We start from the raw sequence: 25,364 nt of genomic DNA on the forward strand, positions 1-25,364 counted from the left end.
AGGCCGGCCGGGGCGTGCCGGGAGTGCCCGGGACCGGCCGCCAGCGCGAGCACGACCAGGCTCGCGCACACCACGCCCACGGCGGTCCATTCGGCCCTCGACAGCCGCGCCGACAGCAACCAGGCCGACGCGATGCCGGTGACCGCGATCGAGGCGGCCAGCGCGGCGGCGACCACGTAGATCGGCACCAGCCGCAGCGCCGCCACTTGAAGCGCGAATCCGAGCCCGTCCAGGGCGACGCCGGCGAGGTAGCGCCACTGCCGGGCCGCGCGCAGCAAAAGCACGGTATCGACGCCGGAGCCGCTGCCGGCCTCCACCGATCGCGTCGCCGCCGCCTGCAACACCGAAGCCGTGCCGTAACAGACCGAACAGCCCAGCGCGAGGACGAAGCCGATCAGCACGCATCGAACAATAGGCGCCGGCGTGCGCGCGCGCTGGCGGCCATCGGGCGGGCGGGGTGCCTGAGAAACCTCTGAACAAATGTTTGGGCGACACGCGGTCTGGGCAAGTCAGGTGTACGCATGACGACAGCCCCCGGCCCGGGCCCCTCGAACGTCAGTGAACGGGCGTGCGTATTTTCTGCGGCCGCTGCTCCTTGATCAAATATCTGTGCTGCAAGAGGATTCAAATGCGGCGTTTAAAGTGGGTGTACAACTGTGTACTCTGGCGGCATGGCTGAACGCGGTGCCGAACCTCGGGTCCCACGCGGGCGCCGGCTATTCCTGCGAGCGGTGCGGCGATTGTTCAGCCCCCTGGAGCCCGACGACTACCTCGAGATGATCAACCCGCTGTGGACCACCAAGGAGTTGCGCGGCAAGGTCGAGGGCATCGAGGCGCAGGGCGCGGAAGCGGCCAGCGTGCTGATTCGGCCGGGGTACGAGTGGCCGGGCCACAAGCCCGGCCAGTACGTGCGCCTCGGCGTGGTCATCGACGGCGTCTACCACTGGCGCGCGTACTCGCTGACCTCGGATCCCCGGCCCGAGGACGGACTGATCAGCGTCACGCCGAAGAGGGTGGACGGCGGCGTCGTGTCGCCATATCTCGTGCACAAGATCCAGCCGGGGGACCTGGTGCGGCTGGGCGAGATCGAGGGCGTCTTCACCCTGCCGGAGCCGTTGCCGGGCAAGCTGCTGTTCATCAGCGCCGGAAGCGGCATCACGCCGATCATCAGCATGCTGCGCGACCTGGACCATCGCGACGAACTGCGCGACGCGGTGGTCATCCACTCCGCACGGACCCGCGAGCAGGCCATGTTCCTCCCCGCCCTCGAAGAGCTCGAGCAACGCCACGAGGGGATGCGGCTGGATCTGCGCCTCACCTCCGAACAGGGCCGAATCACCCCCGGCGACCTGGACGACGTCTGCCCGGACTGGCGCGAGCGCGAGGCGTTCTGCTCGGGTCCCGGAGAAATGCTCGACGCGCTGATCGAGCACTGGGAGGGCAACGGCGATCGGGACCGCCTGCACTTCGAGCGCTTCCAGCCCAAGATCGGTGGCGACGCCAACGCCGGCGAGGGGGGCACGGTCTGCTTCACCGACAGCGACAAGGAAGTCGAATGCGACGGCGGCACATCGATTCTCGAGGCCGGCGAGAAGGCCGGGCTCAACCTCGCGTTCGGCTGTCGCATCGGCATCTGCCACACCTGCGTCGGAACGCTGAAGTCGGGCAAGCTGCGGGACCTGCGCTCGGGTGACGTGATCGAACCGACCGGGCAAGACGTCCGAATCTGCATCAACACGGCCGAGGGCGACGTCGAGCTCGCACTGTGATCGAAAGGAGCGGCCTGTGACAACTGCCGTGAAGAAAGCCGGGGAGTCACCGCTCGCTCGGCTGGGGGAACAAGAACTGGAAAAGCTCGCGAAGGAATTCGACGCGATCCACGACGAGGTGTTCGCCGACCTCGGCGACCGCGACCGCCGTTACATCAAGAACGTCATCTCGGCGCAGCGCCAGATCGTGGTGGCCGGCCGGGTGCTGCTGTTGGCGTCGCGCTCGAAGACCGCGTGGCTGCTGGGCACCGCCTGCCTGTCGATGGCCAAGATCTTGGAGAACATGGAGATCGGCCACAACGTGATGCACGGTCAATGGGATTGGATGAACGATCCCGACATCCACTCCTCGGTGTGGGACTGGGACACGGCGTCGACCGCCGAGTCGTGGAAGCACTCGCACAACTACATCCACCACACGTTCACCAACATCCTCGGCAAGGACAAGGATCTCGGCTACGAGATCATGCGGATCGACCCCAACCAGAAATGGGCTCCGCGCTACCTGGGCCAACCGATCTACAACCTGCTGCTCACGCTGCTGTTCGAGTGGGGCGTGGCCGTCCACGACATGGACATCGACGCGATACGCAAACGCGAGAAGCCGTGGTCGGAGGTCCGCAAGGACCTGCGGGGCATCGGCGTAAAGGCGCGCGCGCAGATCTATAAGGACTACCTCGGGTGGCCGGCCATCAGCGCCGGCGCCTTCGCGCTCACCCAGCTCGCTTTGCGCGGCCGGCTCGAGCAGCCCGGGGAATCCCGTATCGGCAGGAGGCTCCGTCGGGTGTCCAACAAGGGCGGGGTCGCCAAGACGGCGAACTTCCTCGACAAGGTCGCGCCGGGCGTGGAAAGCACCTACCTGCGCACCCTGGTCGCCGACGCGCTGGCCAACGTCATCCGCAACGTGTGGGCGCACGCGATCATCTTCTGCGGTCACTTCCCCGACCAGGCCTACACGTTCACGCAGGAAGAAGTCGAGAACGAGACGCGCGGTGGTTGGTATGTGCGCCAACTGCTGGGCGCCGCGAACATCGACGGCAGCCCGTTGTTCCACATCATCAGCGGCAACCTCGGCTATCAGGTCGAACACCACCTGTACCCGGACATGCCGAGCAGCCGCTACTCGGAGATCGCCCCACAGGTCAAGGACATCTGCGAGCGCTACGAGTTGCCGTACAACTCCGGCCGCTTCGGCAAGCAGTGGGCGATGGTGCACCGCAGCATATTCCGCCTGGCTTTCCCGGGTGGAAAGCCCCGACCGAAGCCGGGTCCCTACCACGGCAACGTGCATCGGCCCGATCCCGAGCGGCCCAGCGAAAGCACCCGGTTCCGCGATCGCGTCCCGGCCGAACACCCGGCCGCGGGACCCGAGCACGACTCCAGCGGCGTCGAGGTGCAGCCGCCGCCGCGGGGCAAGGACTGATCTCACGACCGGCCTCCCATAGCGCAGCACCGCGCGCCCGGCCGAGATCGCGCAGGCCGTGCTCTTCCTGGCGTCACAGCGGGCCGGCTACGTGACGGGCTCGACGCTTTACGTCGACGGCGGCGGTGCCGCGCTCTGAACAGATGCCGAATCTGAACCTTTTTCGCCGGCCGGTCGTGAATGATCATCGATGATGCGCCGCATCAGCGAGCCCGACAGCCATGACACCGAGCCGGCCGATTCCGGTGGCTACGGGTTTCCCGCGCGGCTGTGGCGGACGCTGGACGCGCACCCGCCGCCCGGAGTCGAGCGGGCCCAGCGGTGGCGCAGCCCGCTGCGGGGGCCGTGGCTGACATCGGTGTTCGGTTCGGTGCTGCTGGTGACGCTGCCGATCGTCGTCCTCACCGGCCTGCTGTCCTACATCGCCTACGGGCCGCGGTTCGGCCAGGCCATCCCCGGCGACGTCGGGTGGTTGAAGCTGCCGACGTTCGACTGGCCCACCAACCCGTCGTGGCTGTACCGGCTGACCCAGGGGTTGCACGTCGGGCTCGGGCTGGTCCTGATCCCGGTGGTGCTGGCCAAGCTGTGGTCGGTGATACCGCGGCTGTTCGCCTGGCCGCCCGCCCGGTCCATAGCCCAACTGCTGGAACGGGTTTCGCTGCTGATGCTGGTCGGCGGCATCCTCTTCGAGATCGTCACGGGCGTGCTGAACATCCAGTACGACTACATCTTCGGTTTCAGCTTCTACACCGCGCACTACTTCGGCGCCTGGGTGTTCATCGCGGGATTCGTCGTGCATATCGCGATCAAGATCCCGACGATGTGGTCCGGCCTGCGTTCGATCTCGCCCCGCGACGTGCTGCGCACCGGGCGCGCCGAGACCCGGGCCGAACCATGGGAGCCGGACGGGCTGGTCGCCGCGGACCCGCAGCCCGCGACGATGAGTCGCCGCGGTGCCCTGGCGTTGGTCGGCGGCGCCGCGGTGTTCATGGCGGTCATCACCGCGGGGCAGACGCTGGGCGGCTACGCCCGCCCCGCCGCACTGCTGCTGCCGCGTGGGCGCACCCGCGGGCACGGACCCAACGACTTCGAGGTCAACCGGACCGCGTCAGTGGCCGGCATTTCCGCCGGGAACACCGGCGAGCGCTGGCGGCTCACGCTGACCGGGGGGGCCCACGCCGTCGTTCTGGACCGCGCCGCGCTGCTGGCGATGCCGCAGCACACCGCGATGCTGCCGATCGCCTGCGTGGAAGGCTGGTCCACCACCCAGACGTGGACCGGCGTGCGACTGGCGGACCTGGCCCGGCTGGCCGGCGTCGCCGCACCGGAGTCGGCGTTCGTCTCGTCGCTGGAGCGCTCCGGCGCGTTCGGCCGCGCGACGCTGCAACAAAGCCAGGTGCTGCACCCCGACGCCCTGTTGGCCTTGCGGGTCAACGGCAGCGACCTGTCCCCGGATCACGGCTTCCCGGCGCGCATCATCGTGCCGGCGCTACCCGGCGTGCACAACACCAAGTGGGTGGAGTCGATAGCCTTCCGGGCGGCCCCGAATGCGTAGCGTGCGAGCGGGCTTTGTCAGGCTGTACGGCTCCCGCCCGTTGCATCTGCTGACCCTGATCGCCGGGTTCGCGCTGTTGGCGTACGTGGTGGCCATCATCAGACCGGTCGCGCTGTGGAACCCCGGCGTGTGGTGGCAGTCCATCATCGTGTGGTTCGCCGCGGCCATCGTCGCCCACGACCTGGTGTTGTTCCCGATCTACGCGCTGCTGGACCGGTTGCTGTCGCGGACCGTCGACGGGCTCGCGCCGCGGGGCGTGCCCGTGCTCAACCACATCCGGGTGCCCGCACTGGGTGCCGGGCTGACGCTGCTGGTGTTCCTGCCCGGCATCATCAAGCAGGGCGCGGCCACGTATGTGGCCGCGACCGGCCAGACCCAGGACCCGTTTCTCGGCCGCTGGCTGCTGCTGACCGCGGCGATGTTCGGGGTCAGTGCCGGGATCTACGCGGTGCGCGTCGTCAGGCGTTGAACGGCCGGCCTGGCCCACCTCGTCGCCGCCCTGGAGGGCGCCCACGAGCTACATGTTGGCGATGATCTGTAGGCGCCGGGCAGCCCGTGATGGGCAGCCCGAGGTAGAGCAGCCACCCCAACGGCACGCCGGACCGGCTGAGCGCGAAATAACGGGTCAGCAGCACGAGCGCCAGCATCAAGCCGGCTAGCAGCACGACGACCTTGCTCTTCATCCGTGGCGTACCTCCGCTTGGTTCGCTGCCGTGTCTTTCGCTGCGGGTGGCAGCGGTGGTGAGGCAAGTCCAATCCACCCGCGCCGCTACCGATCCCAACCGGCGGCGCGCGACCTCACCCTCGCGGCCCGGCCTTGGAGGATTCTTGGCGAGTTCTTTGAATGTTCTTTCAACCCGGCGCCTGGTCTGCGCGTCGCACGCCGGGTAACTACAGTGAAAAGGCATGGGGATCGGTCAAACCAGGACGGCGGCGGCGCTGTGCGCCTGCGGGGCCGCGCTGGTTGTGGCCTTCGGTTGGTCGCCCGGTGACGCCACCGCCAGGGTCGCGACCGTCGCTTCCTCTTCGAACGTGGCGCCCGCGCCGCCGCCGACCCCGGGCGGCGCCCTGCCCGTGCAACCCGCGGGCGGGGGCGGCTGCATCATCGGGCTCAACTGCGGCTGCACACGCAACTGCCACAAGCACCACCCGCGTCCGCCGAAGGTCGCGGGCGACCCGCAACACGCCGCACCGGTTCCCGCCCCGCAAGACCCGTAGCGGGCGCTGACGGACGGGCCGCCGGCGGCTTTCCTATCATCTGCTCATGGGAACCGCGGGCTCGCCGGCATTCACTGATGAGGACGCGGCCCGATTCCGCGCCGCCGGCTTCTGGTCCGACACGACGCTGTCGGACGCGGTGCGCCGCAACGCCGAGGAATCACCCGATCGTCCCGCCTATGTCGACCATCCGGGTGCGTCGCTGACCTGGCTCCAGTTCGACCGCGCCGCAACGGATCTGGGCGAACAGCTGGCGGGCGCGGGGGTCGCGCCCGGCGACCGGGTGGCGGTGTGGCACGGCGACTCCGCGGCGCTGCACGTCCTCTTCGTCGCGATCGAGCGGTGCGCGGCCGTCGTCGTCGGCGTCGGGGCGCGCGCCGGCACGCGCGAGGTCGCGGCGATCTTGCGCAGCGCGCAGCCGAAGATCCTGATCAGCGACCGGCAGCGCGGCGCGGAGGCGGCAACCGTCGCCGGCGAGTTGTCGCTGCCCACGCTGGTCGTGACCGCCGATGCCGGCGCGCCCCGACTCGACGTCCCGGTACCGCCCGCGGCGCTGCCCGCGGAATCCCGGCTCGGGCCCGACGATGTCTTCCTCATCAACTCCACCTCCGGAACCACCGGGTTGCCCAAGTGCGTTGTGCACACCCAGAACCGTTGGTACTACTTCCACCAGAGGGCCGTCGTCAACGGGCTACTGAGGCCGGAAGACGTTTTCCTGCCGGTCATTCCGACACCGTTCGGCTTCGGGCTGTGGACCAGCCACACCACGCCGATCTATCTCGGCGCCACCGCCGTGATCCTGGACCGGTTCAGCACGGCGGCGACCTGCGAGGCGATATCCCGGCACCGGGTCAGCGTGTTGTGTTGCGTCAGCACGCAATTGACCATGCTGATGGCGGATCCCGCGACCCGTGTCCACGACCTGAGCTCGCTGCGTGTCGTGTTCACCGGCGGCGAGGCGCTGCCTTACCGCCCGGCCGCCGAGTTCGAGGAGCTCACCGGCGCCACGATCCTGCAGTTCTACGGCTCGAACGAAACCGGGATGCTGAGCGCGACCACGCTCGACGACTCACGCGAACGCCGGCTGCGCACCGGCGGACGGATCGTCCCCGAGATGGCGGTGCGGCTCTTCGACGGGGAACGGGACGTCACCGCGACGGGGCGGGGCCAACCCGCGTGCCGCGGCCCGGCGACCAGCCTCGGCTACCTGGGCGGGACCGACCACGACAAGCTGTTCACCCGGGACGGCTGGATGCGGATGGGCGACATCTGCGAAATCGACGCGGACGGCTACCTGACCGTCACCGGGCGAACGTCCGACTTCATTTTGCGCGGCGGCAAGAACATCAGCGCGACCCAGGTCGAGGACGCCGTCGCGACCCACCCCGCCGTCGCGGTGGCGGCGGCGGTCGCGATGCCCGACGATGTGTTCGGCGAAAAGGTCTGCCTGTACGCCGAACTCGTCGACTCGGCCACCCTCGAGCTCGCGGACTTGGTGGAACACCTGCTGGCGCTGGGAGTATCCAAGGAGCTGCTGCCCGAACGACTCGTCGTGGTCGACGAGCTTCCGCGGTCCTCCGGCGGGAAGGTTGCCAAAGGCCGGCTCCGCGAGGATATTCGAGCCAGAACGAAGGGGAGACGATGACTGCTCCTAACCCGCGCCGGGGTGGCCTGGAAGTCTGGGCGCCCTCGGCCGTTCCCCCGATCGGGGTCGACCTGTCCGACGAGCAGGCCCTGGCGGTGGCCTTCCGGCACCTGGCCGGCATCGGATTCGCCGAGAACATGGCGGGACACATCACCTGGCAGCCGGACGGGCACACGGAGATGCTCGTCAATCCGTGGGGGCTGTGGTGGCAGGAGATCACCGCGTCCGACATCTGCGTGGTCGACGCCGACGCCCGGGTCCTGCGCGGCCGCTGGGACGTCACGCCGGCGATCCACATACACACCGAACTGCACCGGGTGCGCGAGGACGCGCGGGTGGTCATCCACAACCATCCCTATTACGTGTGCGTGCTGGCCGCGCTGGGCCGGCTCCCCGAATTGGTGCACCAGACCGGCTCGCTCTTCCTCGACGACCTGTGCCTGGTCGACGCGTACGACGGCGAAATCGACAGCCCGGCCCGCGCGGCCGAACTGGCCGCCCGCATCGGCGGTGCCAACCTGACGATCCTGGCCAACCACGGCGTGATCGCGACCGGCCGCAACCTCGCGGAAGCCGTGTACCGGGCGGCCTCGATCGAGCGGGTGTGCAAGCTGGCCTACGACGTCATGCTCACCGGCAAGGACCCGCTGCAGATGAAGTGGTCCGACATGGCGGGCATGCAGCGGTCGCTGGTCGAACGCGCCGCCGACGTCTACTGGGCGGGGGCGGCCAGGATGACGATCAAGGCCGACCCGGACGTGCTCACGTGATCGCGGTTGGGTGTGCGGCCACCGCGTCGGGTGTGCGGTCACGGCGGCGACACGCCGGGCGGCCGCGCCGTCAGCTCACCCGCAAAGCCATGGCCGCACACTCGAGCGTCCCGCCCCGCAAGGAGATTGACGAGTGAAATCGATCGACGAGCTGGCCGGCGACCTGAGCTTCACCACCGCCAAGACCGGCGGGCAGCGCTCGGTGACCTTCCTGCCGGACCCGCCCCGCGCTCCGCGGCGCTACACCGTCATCTCGGTCGACGATCACATCGTTGAGCCGCCCGACACCTTCGCCGGACGGTTGCCGCGCAAGTTCGCCGACCGCGCGCCCAGGGTGGTGGAGACCGAGACCGGGGGACAGACGTGGGTCTACGACGGGCGGGAACTGCCCAATGTCGGATTCAACGCCGTCGTGGGCCGGCCGGTGGCGGAGTACGGCTTCGAGCCGGTTCGGTTCGACGAGATGCGCAGGGGCGCCTGGGATATCCACGAGCGGGTCAGGGACATGGACCTCAACGGCATCTACGCCTCGCTCAATTTCCCGTCCTTCCTGCCCGGGTTCGCCGGCCAACGCCTACAGCAGGTGACCACCGACCGCGACCTGGCGCTCGCCTCGGTGCGCGCCTGGAACGACTGGCATCTCGAGGTGTGGGCCGGCTCGTATCCCGAGCGGATCATCCCGTGCCAGTTGCCGTGGCTGCTGGACCCCGACCTGGGCGCGCGGATGATCTACGAGAACGCCGAGCGCGGCTTCCACGCGGTGACGTTCAGCGAGAACCCGGCGATGCTGGGATTGCCCAGCATTCACTCCGGCCACTGGGACCCGATGATGGCGGCGTGCGCCGAAACGGGCACGGTGGTGAACCTGCACATCGGATCCTCGGGGTCCTCGCCGTCCACCACCGACGACGCTCCGCCGGACGTGCAGGGCGTGTTGTTCTTCGCGTATGCCATCTCCGCGGCGGTCGACTGGCTGTATTCCGGCCTGCCCAGCAGGTTCCCCGAGCTGAAGATCTGCCTGTCGGAGGGCGGCATCGGCTGGGTGGCGGGCCTGCTGGATCGCCTCGACCACATGCTCAGCTATCACGCGATGTACGGAACCTGGCAGGCCCTGGGCGAAAGTCTCACTCCCGCCGAGGTATTCACCCGTAACTTCTGGTTCTGCGCGGTGGAGGACAAGTCGTCGTTCGTGCAGCGCGACCGGATCGGCGTGGACAACGTCATGCTGGAGGCCGACTACCCGCACTGCGACTCCACCTGGCCCCACACCCAGCAGACGATCCACGAGCAAATCGGTGACCTGCCCGCCGATGTCATCCGGAAGTTCAGCTGGGAGAACGCGTCCCGACTCTACCGCCACCCGGTTCCGGAAGAAGTGCAGCGCAATCCGGACGCGTTCTGAGCCATGGCGGCGACCAGGGTCGACTTCACCGCCGTCCCGTGGGGCTCGGTGGAATGGACGAACCTCGTCACGCTGTATCTGCGCGCCCACGAAAGCCGTTCGCGCCGGCCGATTCTGGGTGACACGGCGGCCGTGGAAGCGGTGGGGCGGATTGACTACGACTTCAAGCGAATCCATCGCAGCTCGCTGCCGGCGTCGAACCAGTACCTGGTCGCCCTGCGGGCCAGGCGGCTCGACGATTGGTGCGCGGAATTCCTGCGGCGCCGGCCCGATGCGGTGGTGCTGCACCTGGGCTGCGGCCTGGACGGGCGCGTCTTCCGGCTCGCCGTGCCGCCGTCGGTTTCGTGGTTCGACGTCGACCAGCCCGGTGTCATCGAGCTGCGCCGGCGGCTCTACGACGACGCCGACGGTTACCGGATGATCGGCTCGTCGGTAACCGATCCGGAGTGGCTGGACCGGGTCCCGACCGGCCGCCCCACGCTGGTCATCGCCGAGGGCCTGCTCATGTATCTGACCGAAAACCAGGTGCGCGAGCTGCTGCAGCGCCTGACGGACCGGTTCCACAGCGGCGAAATGCATTTCGACACGCTCTCGGCGCTGGCGCCGCTGCTGTCGAAGGTGCTCACCCGGGGGATCATCAAGTGGGGCATTCGCGACGCCCGGGAGCTTGAGTCGTGGAACCCGCGGCTGCGGCTGCTCGAACGGACGTCGACCCTGGCGGGCTATCGGCGGATCGAGTCGGCGGCGGTGCGGTCCATCTACCGGCTGATGTGGTTTGGGGGCGCCCGCAACTACGACGTGCTGAACCGCTTCGCATACTCATAGGCCGGAAGCCAGCCGCCGCAGGATGTCGGAGGTGGGTTCCGCGGTGGCGTCCCGGTAGCCGGTGCCGGCCCACAAATGCACGTAGTCCGGCTCGCCCGCCGCGGCCGCGGCCTTACGCAGCGGGCTGGTCAGGTGATGGAGGGCGGGATAGCCCAGCGGCGCCCGAGCCTCGTGGGCATCGATGAACGCGTTGCGCAGCCCGCGGGCGGGGCGGCCGGTGAAGGCGCGCGTGAGCACCGTCTCGGTGAACCTCGGATCGGTCAGGGCCGCGCGGTGCGTGGCCGAGGCGCCGCTTTCGTCGGCGCGCAATAGAACGGTCCCGACGGCCGCCGCCGTGGCGCCCGCGCGGATCACCCCGGCCACCGCGGCGGGGGTGGCGAGCCCGCCGGCGGCCATCACCGGCAGCGGAACCGCCGCGACGATCCGCTCGACCAGCTCGGCGATCGGCACCGGCGTCAGCGGCTTGCGTGGCGAGAGCGTGCCCGAGTGACCGCCGGCGGCCGCCGCCTGCACGGCGAGCATGTCGACCCCGGCCTCGCGCGCCCGCACCGCCTCGTCGGGCGTGGTCACCGTCTGCACCACGACGCTGCCCGCCTTGCGCAGCGCGGCGATCACCGCGCCCGCCGGGATGCCGAAGGTGAACGACACCAAGGGAACCGGGTCGTCGAGCAGCAGCGCTATCTTTTCGTCGAACCGGTCGGTGTCCTCGATCGGGTCCGGGGGCAGCGCCAAGCCGAACCGGTCGGCGTCGCGCTGGACGATCGCGGCGTACGCCCGGTAGCTCTCGGGGTCGACGGGGAGCGGGTTGGGCGCAAACACGTTGACGCCGAACGGAATTCCCTCGGCGCGAACCTGTTTGACCTCGGCCTCCACGGCTTCGACGGTCTTGTAGCCGGCGGCCAGCATGCCCAGGCCGCCCGCGCGGGTGGCGGCCGACACCATCGCGGGCGTCGTCGGCCCGCCCGCCATCGGGGCCGCGACGAGCGGAATGGACATCCCGAACTGTGCCAGCATCTCAGAGCCCTTCCCGTCTTGCGGGCGCGCACGGCGCCGCCTCGACAGTGCCGCCTCGACAGTGCCGCCTCGACTGTGCCGCCTCGACAATAACGGCGCGCGTCGCCGCGGCATTCCGCCCCGACGCCGCACCTGGCAGGATGCTTCAGCGTGAACTTCAGCGTGAACTTCAGCGTGAAGAGGCCCAACTTCCTCGTGATCGTGGCGGACGACCTCGGATTTTCCGACATCGGCGCGTTCGGTGGGGAAATAGAGACACCCAATCTGGACCGCCTGGCGCACGCGGGGATCCGGCTCACCGATTTCCATTCCGCGCCGGCCTGCTCACCGACCCGCGCGATGCTGCTGACGGGGACCGACCACCACGTCGCCGGCATCGGCACGATGCTGGAGGTTGCGGGCCCCGAATTCCGCGGCGCGCCCGGCTACGAGGGCTACCTGAACGACCGGGTGGTGGCGTTGCCGGAACTACTGCGTGACGCCGGTTACCTGACGCTGATGTCGGGCAAGTGGCACCTCGGCGCGACGATCGACAGGTCGCCGTACGCGCGCGGCTTCGAGCGTTCGTTCGCGTTGCTGCCCGCCGGCGCCAGCCACTTCGGCGGCGGCGGGGCCCGCAGTTTCTCGCCCGTGCCAACCCTTTACACCGAGGACGACCAGTTCGTCACGGTCGGCGACGACTTCTACTCCTCGGACGCCTACACCGACAAGCTGCTGCAATACCTGCGCGAACGCGCACCCGGCGACGAGCGGCCGTTCTTCGCGTATCTGCCGTTCCAGGCGCCGCACTGGCCGCTGCAGGCCCCGGACGAATCCATCGCGAAATACCGCGGCCGCTACGACGCCGGGCCGGACGCGCTGCGCCAGGAGCGACTGGCCGCGCTCAAACGGCTGGGCCTGTGCCCGCCCGACGTCGAGGCGCACCCGGTGGTGGCCGACGGGGCCCCGGAATGGGCCGACATGACCGACGAACAGCGCGCGGTGTCGGCCCGCAGCATGGAGGTCTACGCCGCGATGGTCGACCGGATGGACTGGAACGTCGGCCGGGTGATCGACTACCTGTCGGCAAGCGGCGAGCTCGACGACACCGTCGTTATCTTCCTGTCCGACAACGGCGCCGAGGGGGCGATCGTCGAGGCGATGCCACTGGTCGGTCCCCGAATCGCCGCGCAGATCGAAAAGAACTGCGACAACAGCGTCGACAACCTGGGCCGGCCCTCCTCGTTCATCTGGTACGGGCCGCGATGGGCGCAGGCCGCCACCGCGCCGTCGCGGCTGCACAAGGCGTTCACCACCGAAGGCGGGATCCGGGTGGTCGGTTTCCTGACCTGGCCGGGCTTCGAGCGGCAGCGACAGATCGGCACCGCATTCAGCACCGTCATGGACATCGCCCCGACGGTGCTGGAACTGGCGGGGGCCGCACATCCCGGCACGACCTACCGCGGGCGCGAGGTGGCACCGATGCGCGGCCGCTCCCTGGTGGGCTACCTGTCGGGCGGCGCCGAGGCCGTTCACGACGCCGACACCGGCACCGGCTGGGAGTTGTTCGGCCGCAGGGCGATTCGCCAGGGCGATTGGAAGGCGGTGCACCTGCCCGCACCGTACGGCCCGGACGGCTGGCAGCTCTATGACCTCGCCTCGGATCCGGGCGAGATCCACGACCTGGCCGGCTCCCACCCCGAGAAACTCGCCGAGCTGCTGACGCTGTGGGACCGCTACGTCGAGGAGAACGGCGTGATCCTCGACCCCGTGTCGGTATTCGACCTCGAGTTTTGATGGCTGAGTTTTGATGGCTGAGTTTTGATGGATGAGTTCTGATGGCTGAGGAAACCACGTGCGCGATCGTGGGCGGCGGCCCGGCCGGCATGGTCCTCGGGCTGCTGCTGGCCCGGGCGGGCGTGCGGGTCACGCTGATGGAAAAGCACGGCGACTTCCTGCGCGACTTCCGCGGCGACACGGTCCACCCGACCACCATGCGCCTGCTCGACGAGCTGGGCCTGTGGGAACCGTTCGCCGCCTTGCCCTTCACCGAGGTCCGCACCGCGAAGCTCGAATCCAACGGCCGGTCGGTCACCTACGTCGACTTCGAGCGGCTACGCCAGCCCCACCCCTTCGTCGCGATGGTGCCGCAGTGGGATCTGCTCAACCTGCTCGCCGACGCGGCGCAGGCGGAGCCGAGCTTCTCGTTGCGGATGAACACCGAAGTCACCGGGCTGCTTTGGGAGGCCGGCCGGGTGGCCGGGGTGCGTTACCGCGACCCCGACGGCCCGGGCGAATTGCGCGCCGAGCTGACCGTCGCCTGCGACGGCCGGTGGTCCGTCGCCCGCCGGGCGGCCGGGCTGAAGGCGCGCGAATTCCCGGTGAAGTTCGACGTGTGGTGGTTTCGGTTGCCGCACAAGGAAGACACCGAATACTCCTTCCTGCCCCGCCTCGGCCCCGGCAAGGGGCTCGCCGTGATCCCGCGGGAGCGCTATTTCCAGATCGCTTACCTCGGGCCCAAGGGCACCGACGCCCAATTGCGGGCGCGCGGCATCGAGGCGTTCCGGCGCGACGTCGGGGAATTGCTGCCCGATATGCCCGAGTCGGTCGCCGCGCTGCAATCCATGGACGACGTCAAGCACCTTGATGTGCACGTGAATCGCCTGCGCCGCTGGCACACCGAGGGCCTGCTGTGCATCGGCGATGCGGCGCACGCGATGTCGCCGCTGGGCGGGGTCGGCATAAACCTGGCCATCCAGGACGCCGTCGCGGCCGCGACCCTTCTGGCCGAGCCGCTGCGGCGGCACCGCGTCGGCGTCCGCGAGCTCGCCGCGGTCCATCGTCGGCGCATGTTCCCCACGGTGGTGACGCAACTGGTCCAGCAGGTGCTGCACCGGATGCTGCTCGGGCCGTTGCTGCGCGGGGCGGATCCCACGCCGCCCGCGGCGCTGCTCGGCCTGATGAAGCGGCTACCCTGGCTGTCGGCCGTCCCGGCGTATTTCGTCGGAGTGGGTGTCCTACCTGAGCACGCGCCGGCGTTCGCCCGCCGCGGGACCGGCTGATGGCGGCGGGCCGGTCCACGCAGTTCGGGCCCCGCCAAGCGCGGGGCGGTTTGCTGCGTGGCGGACGCGGGTATTCTCCACGGGACAATTTGCACGGGACAATTTGGGGGTCGTGAGATCGGTCCATCCCCGTACACCGCGGGCGTTCCGGGTGGGGAAGCCGCGGGACCGAGAGGAGGCCAGCAGAGTGAACGTCAAGAAAATCGCAGGTAAGACCGCGATCGTCGGCGCGTTGAGTGCGGCGGCGCTCGGACTCGGCACGGGAATGGCGCAGGCGCACCCGGGACCGTGGCCGCCGGTCCCGCCGGGCCCGCACGTCGTGGACAACGGTCACGGGAACCCGCTGCCGCCGGGGCAGGTCAAGCAGCTTTGCCCGTGGCAGGCGCCGCCCGGCCATTGGGTCGGCGGGCCGCACGGGGTGCCCTGCACGTAACCGCCCAGGGTGGCCTTGCCGCGGCGGTGACGTCCGGTCAGGCGATCTCGGACAACAACCGCCGCGCCGCCCCGACGCAGGGCCGCAGCCGGTCGATCGGGCTGACGCCAGCCAACGCCAACTGCCTACGCGGCACCTCGAGTTCGATCACGATGTCGGACGGGAGCACGGAAAGAATGTCCCGCAGGGGCAGTTCGCCCTCGCCGGGAACCATGCGCTCGAACATCGCTTCTTCCATGTAGTTTTCGGTGCGCGGCCGCAGCGTGGTGTCGTTGAGCTGGGCGTAGCCGATGCGGGTTGGGTCGATCGCGGCCAGATCGGCGGCGCTGGAACCGGATCGCACCACGTGCATGGTGTCGATCAGCAGCCGGAAGTCGGGCCGCGCCACGTGGTCGACCGCGGCGAGCGCGGTCGGCAGATCACCGACGGTGAGGCCCGGGACCGGTTCGACGAGTGTCTGGATGCCCAGCTGGGCGGCGAGGTCGGTCAGCGCCGCGAACTGGTCGAAACTGCGGGGAACGTCGGGGTCGAGGCTGACCACGTTGATTCGGGGCACGCCCAGTTCCGCCAGCACGTCGAGATCGGCCCGGAACGCGCGCACGTCGGCGCCGGGCAGCACCAGGAAGCCATCGCCGAGCGAGATCCGCACGCCCCGGTCATCCATCGCGGCGAGCACCGCCTGTCGCAGGCCGGCGTCGTCGGTCAGGGAAAAGCGCGGATAGCCCAGCGGCACCAGCGGCATGCCCTGCAGCGCGGCGGAGACGAAGCGGCAACCGAGGTCTGCCGCCAAATTCACCAATTCGACTGGGGGAAGCCCGAATACGCTCAGCATGCCGATACCGAGCCGATCGATGCCCGCCGCGGTCATGTCACAATGGGCGTCATGTCACGATGCGCGTCATGTCACGATGGGCGGCCGGCGAGCCGGGCCAATTGCGCGGCCCCCTCGGCCGTTTGGGTGGTCAGCGCGATGCGCCCCGACGTGACGGGGCCCTCGATGATTGGCGCCTCCAGCACGAGATTGTCGCGGACGAAGGCCACATGGTCCTCGACATGCGCGGCGGTGTATGACGCCCACGCGGACGCCGACGGCGGATCGAGAATAAGGGTCACGTCGTAGAAGCCCGCGGCCAGCGACCTCGGTGGCTCCACATGGATCAGCCCGAGTTGCATCGTCTCGGGGCCCAGCGTGTACAGGGTGGTTCGTCCGATATCGCACGCGGCGAACGCATCGGTCGGCGCCACCGGACGATTCGGGTCGACCGCCGGGCACTTCTGCGGGCTGGCCGGCTGCGATTTGTGCACGGGGCGGACGGGCAGCGGTGCGATCCCGACGATCGGGGTGGCCGACGTGGTCGTGACCGGGGCCGGGGTGGGGGTGGTCGACGTGGTGGTGGGCGCGGCGCCGTGCCTCGCCGCGTGGCAGCCGCACGCCAGCGGGGCGAGGAGCCCGGCGCACGCGAGCCAGGCCGCCACGACGCGGAAGCGACGGCGCGCCACGCCAACTTTTGCACCCATTGAACGCCGGTTCATCCGATCATTCTCCCAGGCGGGAACATTGCCGCGACGTTGCATGGTAAATCTCTGCCCCGCAACACGTTTCGCGGGGACGCTCGCGAATCCCCGCGGTGGTCGCACCCGCCCGCCGTCCTCGGCCACCAGCCACCGCCCTTTACCGACACTACGAATATAGAGTATGGTCTCGGTCCGAGAACCGATCAGCATGGACAAACGCCGAAAGCCTAATCCCGGGGAGCGCCGCCGCGACCTATGCGACGCGGCGATTCAGTTGTTGGCCGACGACGGGGCCAAGGGATTGAGTCACCTCAAGGTCGACCGCAAGACCGGCGTGCCCGACGGCACCACCTCGTTCTATTTCCGCACCCGCTCCGCGCTGCTGCGTGCCGTGGCGGAGCGGCTGGCCGAGCTGGACCTCGCCGACCTCCAGTCCGTCGCCGACGACTCCGACGGGCGGGGGGAGCACCCCTCACCCTCGCGGCTGTCGCAAGTGGTCATCCGGTCCGGCCACGAGCCGCAGTTGTTCCGGACCAAGGCCCGCTACGAGCTCACCATGCAGGCCGCCCGCGATCCGTCGCTGGCCGCCATCCTGCAGCGGGCCACGGACGAATTCACCAAGCTCCACCGGGAGATCCTGGTTCAGCTGATGCCGCACGGCGCGGACCTGGATCCCGCGGTGGTCGAGGACTTGAGCAATGTGACGCTGACGTTCATCAACGGCCTGCTCGTGCGGTTCGCGCACGGCGACCGGATCGTCGACAGTCCCGAGCAGCTCGACGGGATCCTGTCGGCGATCGCCGCGGGGATCCTCCGCAGTGCGCAGCGGGGCCGACTGACCGACGCGGGTGGCCGGCGCCCCGCGGGCCGGCACCGGTCCGCGGCGATCGGTTGAGCGTGCGCACACCGGCGGCGAATCGTGCGGCATGGGGTCTTGCCAGACCATTCGCCGTGTGGTTCTCTACGAGAATAGAGTTAGGTGACGCTGACGGGCGAATTTCGGCCCGGCCCGAATGCATGGCCCGAATGCATGTCGCAGCAACGCAATTAAGCGGAGTGTATAAATTGCCCGAACCGGATCCGGCGCTGCCACACTGGCGGGCGCCAGCGCTGCGCAGGCGGTACCGATGGCGGGAAACGGCAGCGGTAGGAGGGATTTCGTGACGACGAACACCGATAGCCAGGTTCATTTCGACCCGTATGACGTCGAGCTGATCGCCGACCCATATCCCATGTTCAAGCGCCTGCGTGACGAGGCGCCGCTGTACTACAACTCCGAATACGACTTTTACGCGCTGAGCCGATTCGCCGATGTGAACAAGGCAATCATCGATTACGGCACTTACAGTTCCGCGCGGGGCGTGATCATGGAACTGATCAAGGCCAACCTCGAGATCCCGTCGGGCATGTTGATCTTCGAGGACCCGCCAATTCACGACGTGCACCGCAAGTTGTTGTCGCGCATGTTCACCCCCCGCAAGATCGCCGCGCTGGAGCCGATGATCCGTGAGTTCTGCGCGCAAGCGCTGGATCCTCTGGTGGGGTCGGGGCGGTTCGACTTCGTCACCGACCTGGGCGCGATCATGCCGATGAAGGTCATCAGCGCACTGCTCGGCATTCCCGAGGAAGATCAGGAGTACATCCGCGATCGCGGCAACGCCCAACTACGCACGGAGCCCGGCAAGCCGATGAGTGCCGCCGAGCACGGCTTATCGGTAGGCGAACAGTTCGAGGCCTACATCGACTGGCGCGCCGACAATCCGTCCGACGACATCATGACCGAGCTGCTCAACGTCGAGTTCGTCGACGAGACCGGCACGACGCGGCGGCTGAGGCGCGAGGAGATCCTGGTGTACCTCAACGTGGTGGCCGGGGCGGGCAACGAAACGACCACGCGGCTGATCGGTTGGGCGGGCAAGGTTCTCGCCGAGCACCCAGACCAGCGTCGCGAGCTGGTCGAGAACCCCGGCCTCATCCCGCAGGCCATCGAGGAGCTGCTGCGCTTCGAGCCGCCCGCGCCGCACATGGCGCGCTACGTGACTCGCGACGTCAGCCTCTACGACCAGACGGTGCCGGAGGGCAGCGTGATGCTGATGCTGATCGGGTCGGCCTGCCGCGACGAGCGGCAGTTCGGACCTGACGCGGGCGAATTCGACATTCATCGCCCCGCGCGGCCACACCTGACGTTCAGCGTCGGCGCCCACTTCTGCTTGGGTTCCGCGCTGGCGCGGCTGGAAGGCCGCGTCGCCCTCGAGGAAATCCTCAAGCGCTTCCCGGAGTGGGAGCCCGATCTGGCCAACGCCACGCTCAGCCCGACATCGTCGGTGCGCGGGTGGGAAACCCTGCCGACTCTGGTGCCGAGATGACGGGCCGCGTCGAGGGGAAGGTCGCGTTCGTCAGCGGCGCCGCCCGCGGTCAGGGCCGCAGCCACGCGGTGCGCCTGGCGCAGGAGGGCGCCGACATCATCGCGATCGACGTCTGCGGGCCGATCGAGAACCTGGCCTATCCGCACTCGACGCCGGAGGACCTGGCCGAGACGGCCGACCTGGTCAAGGCCGAAGACCGTCGCATCGTCACCGCGCAGGTGGACGTCCGCGACTACGAGGCGCTGCAGGCCGCGGTGGACGGCGGTGTGGAACAGCTCGGCCGGCTCGACATCATCGTCGCCAACGCCGGCGTCGGCACCGACGGCCGCAAGCTGCACAAGATCCGGGAGAACGTCTGGCAGGACATGATCGACATCAACCTGACCGGCGTCTGGCACACGGTCAAAGCGGGTGTCCCACACATCCTCTCGGGTGGCCGCGGCGGGTCGATCGTGCTCACCAGCTCGGTCGGCGGGCGCAAGGCGTACCCGAACACCGGCCACTACATCGCGGCCAAGCACGGCGTCATCGGCCTGATGCGTGCCTTCGCCGTGGAGCTGGGCCCGCACATGATCCGGGTGAATTCCGTATTGCCCACCCAGGTCAGCACCACGATGGTGATGAACGACAACACGTTCCGGCTCTTTCGCCCCGACCTGGAAAATCCGGGGCCCGACGATTTCGCCCCCATCTCGCAGATGATGCACACGCTGCCGGTGCCCTGGGTGGATGCCGCGGACATCAGCAACGCGGTCCTGTTCCTCGCCTCTGACGAAGCCCGTTACGTCACCGGCGTCTCGCTTCCCGTCGACGCGGGCAGCTTGCTCAAATAAGCGCTCATTAGAGAAGTTGGAGAAGACGATGCCCGAATACGACTACGAAGAAATGAAGAAGGAAGCCGAGCAGTACATCAAGTTCGAGAAGGACAAGAAGAACCGGATCGCCTACATCACCTTCAACCGCCCCGAGGAGCTCAACTCCACCACCCTGGGCATGCGGCAGAACTACGCCGACCTCATCCACAAGTGCAACGTCGACGACGACGTCAAGGTGGTCGTGATCCGGGGCGAGGGCGAGGATTTCGGCAGCGGCGGCGACCTGCCCGAGCAGCGGGGGATGCTGGAAAACCCCGGCATGCCGCTGCTGCACGAACTGGCGATCAACGACGACGACGTCAAGTACCCGCCCGGCGGGTCCTACCGCTACCTGTCGACCGTCACCGACTTCTACGCCAAGGCCCGCGCCGGTAACCGCCCCCTGCAAGAGCTGCGCAAGATCAGCATCATCGAGGCCAAGGGCTACTGCTACGGCTGGCACTTCTACCAAGCGGGCGACGCCGACCTGGTGGTCGCCTCCGACGACGCCCTGTTCGGGCACCCCGCCTTCCGCTACGTCGGCTGGGGGCCGCGGCTGTGGTGGTGGGCCGAGACGATGGGCCTGCGCAAGTTCTCCGAAATGCTCTTCACCGGAAGGCCGTTCAGCGCCAAGGAGATGTACGAGTGCGGCTTCGTCAACAGCGTGGTGCCGCGGGAGAAGCTGGAGGCAGAGACGCTGAAGTACGCGATGGCGTGCTCCCGCTCCCGGCCGACCGACACCGTCGCGGTGCAGAAGACCTTCCTCGAGCTCTACAAGCAGCACAAGGGCGAGTACTTCGGCAGCCTGTTGACCGGCATGGTCGAGGGCATGCTGCCGATGATCGCCAACGACGCCGAAGAGGTGGACCTGACCGCGGGCACCTTCGAGAAGGGCCTCAACAACGTGGTCAAGGACAACGACCTGAACTTCCCGCCGGAGTGGCGCCTGAGCCGCTCGGGACGCGCGAAGCCCTGACCGTCCCGGGAGGCCTCGCGTGTCGGCGCTGACGGGTTTCCGGGTCGTGGAGCTGGCCGGGACCGTCGCGGGGGAGTACTGCGGAAAGCTGTTGGCGGACTTCGGCGTCGAGGTCGTCAAGGTGGAAGCGCCCGAACGCGGCAGCCCTACGCGGGCAATGGCCCCGGTCCTGGCCGACGGGTGCGACGGCAGCGGGCTGTTCGCGTACCTGAACACCAACAAGCGCTCGGTGGCGCTGGATCTCGGCTCCGCCGCGGACGTCGAGACCCTGGACCGGCTCATCGGGACCGCGGACGCGGTGATCGACGACGGCGCCCTCGATCCGGCCACCGACTGGCCGCGGCGACATCCGGACGTGGTGTTCTGCTCGATCACGCCGTTCGGCGGGGACGCGCCCGCCGAGTTCCGGCATGCCAAGGGCCTCAACGTCTTCCACGCCAGCGGCTGGGGATACCACACGCCCAGCCACCCGGACCCGGACAGACCGCCGCTGCAGGGGCCCGGCCGGTTCCTGGCCGACTACGAGGCGGGACTGGACGCCGCGCTCTGCGTGGCCGCAGCCCTGTTCGGGCGCCTGCACAGCGGCCACGGTGAGTCCATCGACATTTCGGGGCAGGCCGTGCTGGCCTCCCGCGCCGACTGCATCCTCGGTCGTTTCATCACCGGCGAGGTCACCGCCGACGGGTGCCGGGGCGACTACGACCAGGCCGGCCCCGCGGCGTTTTTCGCGTGCGCCGACGGCTTCGTCTACCTGTACATGACCAGCCGCGCCCACTGGCTCGGCCTCAAAGCGCTGATGGGCCATCCGGACTGGCTGGACGCGTTCGACGACGACTGGCTGGAGTTCTCCGTCAGCGCGGACAAGGTCGCCGATTTCCAGCGGGGTTTCGCCGCTTGGGTCCGGGACCTGGCCAAGGACGAGGCATCCGATCGGGCGCAGCGACTGGGTGTTCCGCTGGTGCCGGTGAACGGGGCCGCCGATCTGCATGATTCGCCGCAGTACCGCCACCGGGGTTTCTTCCAGCCTGTGCACCACCCGGTGCTGGGCGACGCGGCATACCCGACGGTGCCGTACACATTCAGCCGCTCGCCGGCCCGGATCACCTCCGCCGCACCCACTCTGGGCCAGCACACCGCGCAGGTGCTGGAGGGCGTCGCCACCGCGCGCCCGCGGCCGCGGGTCGGGTCCCCGCAACTCAAGCCACCGCGCGAGCCGCGCGGCGGGCCGCTGGAAGGGGTGCGCGTCGTCGAACTGACCAAGGTGTGGGCCGGCCCCTACGCGGGCAAGCTGCTGGCGATGCTGGGCGCAGAGGTCATCAAAATCGAAACCGCCGCCAGTCCCGAGGAGATGCGCGCCTACGGCGGCACCGACATCGACCACGCCCCGTACTTCCTGAGCATCAACACCGAAATCCTCAGCGTGGACCTCGATATCAAGTCCGCGGCGGGCATGGCGCGGTTACGCGAGCTGATCGCCCGCAGCGACATCGTCGTCAACAACCTCCGGCCTGGCGCGATGGAGCGCCAGGGCCTGGGTTACGCGCAGCTCAAGGAGATCAAACCGGACATCGTCTCCGTGTCGATCAAGATGTGGGGCAACGACGGACCGTTGGGCCATCAAACCGGTTACGCGCCATGCTTTGCCGCACTGGCCGGGCTCGCGCCGCTGGTGGGCTATCGCGGGGGCCCGCCGCTGGGGACCAGCATGCGGTACGGCGATTCGACCGTCGGCGCGGCCGCCGCCTACGCCGCGGTGGTGGCGCTACTGCAGCGCGAGCTCACCGGCGCCGGGCAGTTCGTCGACCTCTCGGCGGTCGAAACGCTCTCGTCGATGATCGGCGACTGCCTGCTCGAGCACGCCCTGACGGGGGAAGGATTCGCGCCCCGCGGCAACGATCACCCGGACCTGTGCCCGCACGGCTGCTACCCCTGCGCCGGCGGCGCGTGGCTCGCGGTGGCCGTCGCCGACGACTCACAATGGCGCGGGTTGTGCGACGCGCTCGATGCGGGGTCCCTGGCCCGAGAACGCCGCTACGCCACCATGGCCGAGCGCCGGCGCCATGCCGCGACGCTCGACGCCGACCTCGCGCAGCTCACCTGGCGCCACGACGCCGAGGAGCTGGCGCGGCGCCTGCGCGCGGCGGGCGTCCCGGCCGGGAAGAGCGCGACCGCCGTCGATGTGCTCGCCGATCAACTGCTGTGGGACCGCGAGCTGTATCGGTTCGTCAGCGACCACCGTGAGGGTCAGCGACCCATCGTCGGGCCGTCCTGGCGGATGGCGCGCAACCCGGCGCGCGTCGCCCGCGGCGCGCCGGACCTTGGCGAGCACACCGAGTACGTGCTGCACGGGATACTTGGCGGATGACGGCGACTCTTGCACACACCGCGGCCCTGATCACCGGCGCCAGCAGCGGCATCGGGGCCGCAACGGCCCGCGCGCTGGCCGCGGAAGGGGCGGCGGTGGCGCTGCTCGCGCGGCGCGCGGACCGGCTCGCCGAGTTGAAGGCCGACATCGAGTCCGCCGGTGGCACAGCGCTGGCCGTGGCGACCGACGTCACCGACGCCGAGCAGGTGTCGAGCGCCGTGCAGCGCGCCGTCGCGGAATTCGGCCGGCTCGACACCGTGGTGAACAACGCCGGGCTGATGCAGTCGGGCCCCGCGGCCGAGGCGTCGCTGCGGGACTGGGACGCCATGGTGACGGTCAACGTGCAAGGGGTCCTGTACGTCACCCGTGCGGCGCTCCCACACCTGATCGCCGCCGCCGCCGACTCGCCGCGCGGCGTCGCCGATCTGGTCACCATCAGTTCGACCGCCGGTTGGGTGGCCCGGCCCAACACCGCGGTCTACTCGCTGACCAAGTTCGGCGTGAACGCGTTCAGCGAGGGCGTTCGGCAGGAGGTGCTCGGCAAGCGGGTGCGGGTCGGCGTGGTGGGCCCCGGGACGGTCGAGACCGAGATCTTCAGCCACCTCGCCGAGCCGTCCCGGGAAGCGTTCGAACGCCAGACCGCTGGCATGGTCAAGTTGCGCCCGGAGGACATCGCGGACGCGGTGCTGTTCATGGTGACCCGTGACCGCCGGGTAGCGGTCAATCACATGCTGGTGCGCGCGGCCGAACAAACCTGGTGAGCAATTGAATTCTGAGCCATCGATGTCACGGTGGGCCGTGGGCGACCGGTACGGGCTGGCGTTTCCCGCCGATCCCGCGGCGCTGGCAGTCGGCGGCGCGCTTTTCCTCACCCGGGCCTTCCTCGCGTCCGGGGCGTTGCGCGACAACAGCGTGACCCGCATCGCCGGGTTTCGGGAGGTGGCGGGCGGCAGCACCGGACGCAAGGTGGCGCTCACCGTCGAATACGCCAGGCCCGCAGCCGAACTGCACACCGACTTGTTCGTGAAGTTCTCGCGCGATTTCGGCGACCCCGCACGCGACCGCGGCAAGACGCAGATGGAGCCCGAGGTGCGGTTCGCCGCGCTGTCCCGGGCACCGGAATTTCCCATCGCCGTGCCCGAAGTGCAGTTCGCCGACTATCACCGTCCCAGCGGCACCGGAATACTGATCACCGAGCGAATCCGATTCGGCGAGAACGGGATCGAGCGGCAATATCACAAGTGCCTCGACTACGAGATGCCCGAGCCGCTCGAACACTACCGCGCGCTGCTCACCGCGCTGGCGCGGCTCGCCGGCGCCCACCGGTCCGGTCGGCTGCCGACGGAGCTGACGGCGCGCTTTCCGCTGGACGTGGCGGCCGCGACGGTGGGTGAGCGGGCGCCGCTGTCCGCGGAGGCGCTGAACCGCCGGGTTGATCAACTGGCCGAATTGGCCGAAACGCGGCCCGGTTTGCTGCCGTCCTGTTCGCCGGCGTTCATCGAGCGCCTGCGTGCAGACGCGCCGCGGTTCGCGCTTGCCGGGGACACGATCGCCGGCCTACTGGCCGGCGATTCCGCCTATGTCGCGCTGTGCCATTGGAACGCCAACATCGACAACGCGTGGTTTTGGCGCGACGCGGACCGCGCTCTGCGTTGCGGACTGATGGACTGGGGATGCGTCGGGCAGATGAACTTGGGCATGGCGATCTGGGGAGCCATGTCCGGCGCCGAGACCGACCTGTGGGACGCGCATCTGGACGACCTGCTGCGGTTGTTCACCAGTGAGTTTCACCACTACGGCGGGCCGGACATCGATCCGGTTCGGCTGCGCCGGCACACGTTGCTCTACGCGGCGTCGATGGGCGTCGCCTGGCTGCTGGGCGTTCCGGCGTTGATGCGCAAGCGGTTCGAGTCCGTACCGGACAGTCGCCGGCACCCGTTGATCAGGGATGATGAGAGTGTGCGCGCGCCAGTGCAGATGTTGTCGAACCTGCTTTTTCTGTGGGAGCGGCATCGGGTCGGGGAGCTGCTTGACGCCGCGCTGGCCGAGAGTCGCGGCTGAGCTACGGCTCGTCGCCGTCACCGTCCCCGTTGTCCTCTTCTCGGAGCAGCTTCTCGGGGTGGTGGAACGTGTTGGTGCGGGGCTGGCCCCGATCTTGGTGGGGTGGTGGTATCCATTGGGTGTCGCCGTGGG

The 25,364-nt window shown here is 69.0% G+C and carries 23 protein-coding genes and 2 pseudogenes; 20 read left to right on the forward strand and 5 right to left on the reverse strand.

The features are described 5' to 3' along the window. Window positions 1-401: pseudogene (locus HMPREF0591_RS17250) on the reverse strand (hypothetical protein); the annotation flags it as partial. 270 nt (window positions 402-671) lie between these two features. Between HMPREF0591_RS17250 and HMPREF0591_RS17255 the strand changes: the two are divergent. From HMPREF0591_RS17255 to HMPREF0591_RS17295, 10 genes and pseudogenes are all read left to right on the forward strand, one after another. After that, complete coding sequence (locus HMPREF0591_RS17255) at window positions 672-1,769, forward strand: ferredoxin reductase (protein WP_040623010.1); 1,098 nt, start codon at window positions 672-674, stop codon at window positions 1,767-1,769. Window positions 1,770-1,785: 16 nt separating this feature from the next. Next, a complete protein-coding gene (locus HMPREF0591_RS17260) occupies window positions 1,786-3,192 on the forward strand; it encodes a fatty acid desaturase family protein (RefSeq protein WP_040623012.1) in 1,407 nt (468 codons plus the stop codon). A gap of 28 nt (window positions 3,193-3,220) precedes the next feature. Continuing rightward, window positions 3,221-3,331: pseudogene (locus tag HMPREF0591_RS31960) on the forward strand (SDR family oxidoreductase); the annotation flags it as partial. A gap of 51 nt (window positions 3,332-3,382) precedes the next feature. Beyond that, window positions 3,383-4,747, forward strand: coding sequence for a molybdopterin-dependent oxidoreductase (locus tag HMPREF0591_RS17265; protein ID WP_007169910.1), 1,365 nt, complete (start codon window positions 3,383-3,385; stop codon window positions 4,745-4,747). Further along, the gene (locus HMPREF0591_RS17270; RefSeq protein WP_007169911.1) at window positions 4,740-5,216 is read left to right on the forward strand and encodes a hypothetical protein; all 477 of its coding nucleotides are present in this window, start codon (window positions 4,740-4,742) and stop codon (window positions 5,214-5,216) included. Before HMPREF0591_RS17265 ends, HMPREF0591_RS17270 begins: the two co-directional genes overlap by 8 nt. Before the next feature lie 437 nt (window positions 5,217-5,653). Beyond that, the gene (locus HMPREF0591_RS32395; RefSeq protein ID WP_139093876.1) at window positions 5,654-5,965 is read left to right on the forward strand and encodes a hypothetical protein; all 312 of its coding nucleotides are present in this window, start codon (window positions 5,654-5,656) and stop codon (window positions 5,963-5,965) included. Window positions 5,966-6,011: 46 nt separating this feature from the next. Beyond that, on the forward strand, window positions 6,012-7,610 hold the full coding sequence (locus HMPREF0591_RS17280) for a class I adenylate-forming enzyme family protein (RefSeq protein ID WP_007169914.1): 1,599 nt from the start codon (window positions 6,012-6,014) through the stop codon (window positions 7,608-7,610). Continuing rightward, window positions 7,607-8,380, forward strand: a complete 774-nt coding sequence (locus HMPREF0591_RS17285) for a class II aldolase/adducin family protein (RefSeq protein WP_007169915.1) — start codon at window positions 7,607-7,609, stop codon at window positions 8,378-8,380. Before HMPREF0591_RS17280 ends, HMPREF0591_RS17285 begins: the two co-directional genes overlap by 4 nt. 133 nt (window positions 8,381-8,513) lie before the next feature. Further along, entirely contained in the window at window positions 8,514-9,782 is a 1,269-nt protein-coding gene (locus tag HMPREF0591_RS17290; protein WP_007169917.1) for an amidohydrolase family protein, read from the forward strand. Between the two features lie 3 nt (window positions 9,783-9,785). Beyond that, window positions 9,786-10,607: a class I SAM-dependent methyltransferase gene (locus tag HMPREF0591_RS17295; protein ID WP_007169918.1), complete on the forward strand. Its 822-nt coding sequence runs from the start codon at window positions 9,786-9,788 to the stop codon at window positions 10,605-10,607. On the opposite strand, the gene HMPREF0591_RS17300 is transcribed toward HMPREF0591_RS17295, so the two are convergent. Further along, window positions 10,602-11,621, reverse strand: a complete 1,020-nt coding sequence (locus HMPREF0591_RS17300) for an NAD(P)H-dependent flavin oxidoreductase (RefSeq protein WP_007169919.1) — start codon at window positions 11,619-11,621, stop codon at window positions 10,602-10,604. The genes HMPREF0591_RS17295 and HMPREF0591_RS17300 overlap by 6 nt on opposite strands. 174 nt (window positions 11,622-11,795) lie before the next feature. Between HMPREF0591_RS17300 and HMPREF0591_RS17305 the strand changes: the two genes are divergently transcribed. The 3 genes from HMPREF0591_RS17305 to HMPREF0591_RS17315 all read left to right on the forward strand — a co-directional run bounded on the left by HMPREF0591_RS17305 (window position 11,796) and on the right by HMPREF0591_RS17315 (window position 15,095). Further along, a complete protein-coding gene (locus HMPREF0591_RS17305) occupies window positions 11,796-13,397 on the forward strand; it encodes an arylsulfatase (RefSeq protein WP_040623289.1) in 1,602 nt (533 codons plus the stop codon). A 41-nt stretch (window positions 13,398-13,438) separates the two neighbouring features. Continuing rightward, on the forward strand, window positions 13,439-14,662 hold the full coding sequence (locus tag HMPREF0591_RS17310) for an FAD-dependent oxidoreductase (protein ID WP_007169921.1): 1,224 nt from the start codon (window positions 13,439-13,441) through the stop codon (window positions 14,660-14,662). A 187-nt stretch (window positions 14,663-14,849) separates the two neighbouring features. Beyond that, entirely contained in the window at window positions 14,850-15,095 is a 246-nt protein-coding gene (locus HMPREF0591_RS17315; protein WP_007169922.1) for a hypothetical protein, read from the forward strand. A 37-nt stretch (window positions 15,096-15,132) separates the two neighbouring features. Here the strand turns inward: HMPREF0591_RS17315 and HMPREF0591_RS17320 are convergent, their stop codons facing one another. Both HMPREF0591_RS17320 and HMPREF0591_RS17325 read right to left on the reverse strand, forming a co-directional pair. Continuing rightward, window positions 15,133-15,963 carry a sugar phosphate isomerase/epimerase family protein gene (locus HMPREF0591_RS17320; protein WP_007169923.1) on the reverse strand — a complete coding sequence of 277 codons (831 nt, stop codon included), beginning with the start codon at window positions 15,961-15,963 and terminating at the stop codon, window positions 15,133-15,135. Between the two features lie 35 nt (window positions 15,964-15,998). Then, window positions 15,999-16,820, reverse strand: a complete 822-nt coding sequence (locus HMPREF0591_RS17325) for a SecDF P1 head subdomain-containing protein (RefSeq protein ID WP_425270219.1) — start codon at window positions 16,818-16,820, stop codon at window positions 15,999-16,001. Here HMPREF0591_RS17325 and HMPREF0591_RS17330 point away from each other — a divergent pair. The 7 genes from HMPREF0591_RS17330 to HMPREF0591_RS17360 all read left to right on the forward strand — a co-directional run bounded on the left by HMPREF0591_RS17330 (window position 16,819) and on the right by HMPREF0591_RS17360 (window position 25,232). After that, a complete protein-coding gene (locus HMPREF0591_RS17330; protein WP_040623291.1) occupies window positions 16,819-17,505 on the forward strand; it encodes a TetR/AcrR family transcriptional regulator in 687 nt (228 codons plus the stop codon). The two genes, HMPREF0591_RS17325 and HMPREF0591_RS17330, sit on opposite strands and share 2 nt — an antisense overlap. A gap of 265 nt (window positions 17,506-17,770) precedes the next feature. Beyond that, window positions 17,771-18,976, forward strand: a complete 1,206-nt coding sequence (locus HMPREF0591_RS17335; RefSeq protein ID WP_040623017.1) for a cytochrome P450 — start codon at window positions 17,771-17,773, stop codon at window positions 18,974-18,976. Further along, window positions 18,973-19,809: a mycofactocin-coupled SDR family oxidoreductase gene (locus HMPREF0591_RS17340; protein WP_040623018.1), complete on the forward strand. Its 837-nt coding sequence runs from the start codon at window positions 18,973-18,975 to the stop codon at window positions 19,807-19,809. The genes HMPREF0591_RS17335 and HMPREF0591_RS17340 overlap by 4 nt, the downstream gene beginning before the upstream one ends. Before the next feature lie 28 nt (window positions 19,810-19,837). Continuing rightward, window positions 19,838-20,806, forward strand: a complete 969-nt coding sequence (locus HMPREF0591_RS17345; protein WP_040623020.1) for an enoyl-CoA hydratase/isomerase family protein — start codon at window positions 19,838-19,840, stop codon at window positions 20,804-20,806. 19 nt (window positions 20,807-20,825) lie between these two features. Beyond that, window positions 20,826-23,171 carry a CaiB/BaiF CoA transferase family protein gene (locus HMPREF0591_RS17350; RefSeq protein ID WP_007169929.1) on the forward strand — a complete coding sequence of 782 codons (2,346 nt, stop codon included), beginning with the start codon at window positions 20,826-20,828 and terminating at the stop codon, window positions 23,169-23,171. Beyond that, entirely contained in the window at window positions 23,168-23,932 is a 765-nt protein-coding gene (locus HMPREF0591_RS17355; RefSeq protein ID WP_007169930.1) for an SDR family NAD(P)-dependent oxidoreductase, read from the forward strand. The genes HMPREF0591_RS17350 and HMPREF0591_RS17355 overlap by 4 nt, the downstream gene beginning before the upstream one ends. Window positions 23,933-23,954: 22 nt before the next feature. After that, complete coding sequence (locus HMPREF0591_RS17360; protein WP_007169931.1) at window positions 23,955-25,232, forward strand: hypothetical protein; 1,278 nt, start codon at window positions 23,955-23,957, stop codon at window positions 25,230-25,232. Between the two features lies 1 nt (window position 25,233). Here HMPREF0591_RS17360 and HMPREF0591_RS34700 read toward each other — a convergent pair. Then, window positions 25,234-25,364: hypothetical protein (locus tag HMPREF0591_RS34700; RefSeq protein WP_425270220.1), on the reverse strand; the 131-nt coding region annotated here is incomplete at its 5' end.

It is taken from the genome of Mycobacterium parascrofulaceum ATCC BAA-614, from assembly GCF_000164135.1.
In the GTDB taxonomy this organism is placed as follows: domain Bacteria; phylum Actinomycetota; class Actinomycetes; order Mycobacteriales; family Mycobacteriaceae; genus Mycobacterium; species Mycobacterium parascrofulaceum.

Excerpts from the sequence above, each read along its gene's own strand:
- HMPREF0591_RS17310 (WP_007169921.1), top strand. The coding sequence starts at position 13,439 with ATGGCTGAGGAAACCACGTGCGCGATCGTGGGCGGCGGCCCGGCCGGC.
- HMPREF0591_RS17340 (WP_040623018.1), top strand. The coding sequence starts at position 18,973 with ATGACGGGCCGCGTCGAGGGGAAGGTCGCGTTCGTCAGCGGCGCCGCC.
- HMPREF0591_RS17285 (WP_007169915.1), top strand. The coding sequence starts at position 7,607 with ATGACTGCTCCTAACCCGCGCCGGGGTGGCCTGGAAGTCTGGGCGCCC.
- HMPREF0591_RS17320 (WP_007169923.1), bottom strand. The coding sequence starts at position 15,963 with ATGACCGCGGCGGGCATCGATCGGCTCGGTATCGGCATGCTGAGCGTA.
- HMPREF0591_RS17265 (WP_007169910.1), top strand. The coding sequence starts at position 3,383 with ATGATGCGCCGCATCAGCGAGCCCGACAGCCATGACACCGAGCCGGCC.
- HMPREF0591_RS17355 (WP_007169930.1), top strand. The coding sequence starts at position 23,168 with ATGACGGCGACTCTTGCACACACCGCGGCCCTGATCACCGGCGCCAGC.
- HMPREF0591_RS17325 (WP_425270219.1), bottom strand. The coding sequence starts at position 16,820 with ATGCTGATCGGTTCTCGGACCGAGACCATACTCTATATTCGTAGTGTC.
- HMPREF0591_RS17295 (WP_007169918.1), top strand. The coding sequence starts at position 9,786 with ATGGCGGCGACCAGGGTCGACTTCACCGCCGTCCCGTGGGGCTCGGTG.
- HMPREF0591_RS17280 (WP_007169914.1), top strand. The coding sequence starts at position 6,012 with ATGGGAACCGCGGGCTCGCCGGCATTCACTGATGAGGACGCGGCCCGA.
- HMPREF0591_RS17360 (WP_007169931.1), top strand. The coding sequence starts at position 23,955 with ATGTCACGGTGGGCCGTGGGCGACCGGTACGGGCTGGCGTTTCCCGCC.
- HMPREF0591_RS17330 (WP_040623291.1), top strand. The coding sequence starts at position 16,819 with ATGGACAAACGCCGAAAGCCTAATCCCGGGGAGCGCCGCCGCGACCTA.
- HMPREF0591_RS17345 (WP_040623020.1), top strand. The coding sequence starts at position 19,838 with ATGCCCGAATACGACTACGAAGAAATGAAGAAGGAAGCCGAGCAGTAC.
- HMPREF0591_RS17300 (WP_007169919.1), bottom strand. The coding sequence starts at position 11,621 with ATGCTGGCACAGTTCGGGATGTCCATTCCGCTCGTCGCGGCCCCGATG.
- HMPREF0591_RS32395 (WP_139093876.1), top strand. The coding sequence starts at position 5,654 with ATGGGGATCGGTCAAACCAGGACGGCGGCGGCGCTGTGCGCCTGCGGG.
- HMPREF0591_RS17255 (WP_040623010.1), top strand. The coding sequence starts at position 672 with ATGGCTGAACGCGGTGCCGAACCTCGGGTCCCACGCGGGCGCCGGCTA.
- HMPREF0591_RS17270 (WP_007169911.1), top strand. The coding sequence starts at position 4,740 with ATGCGTAGCGTGCGAGCGGGCTTTGTCAGGCTGTACGGCTCCCGCCCG.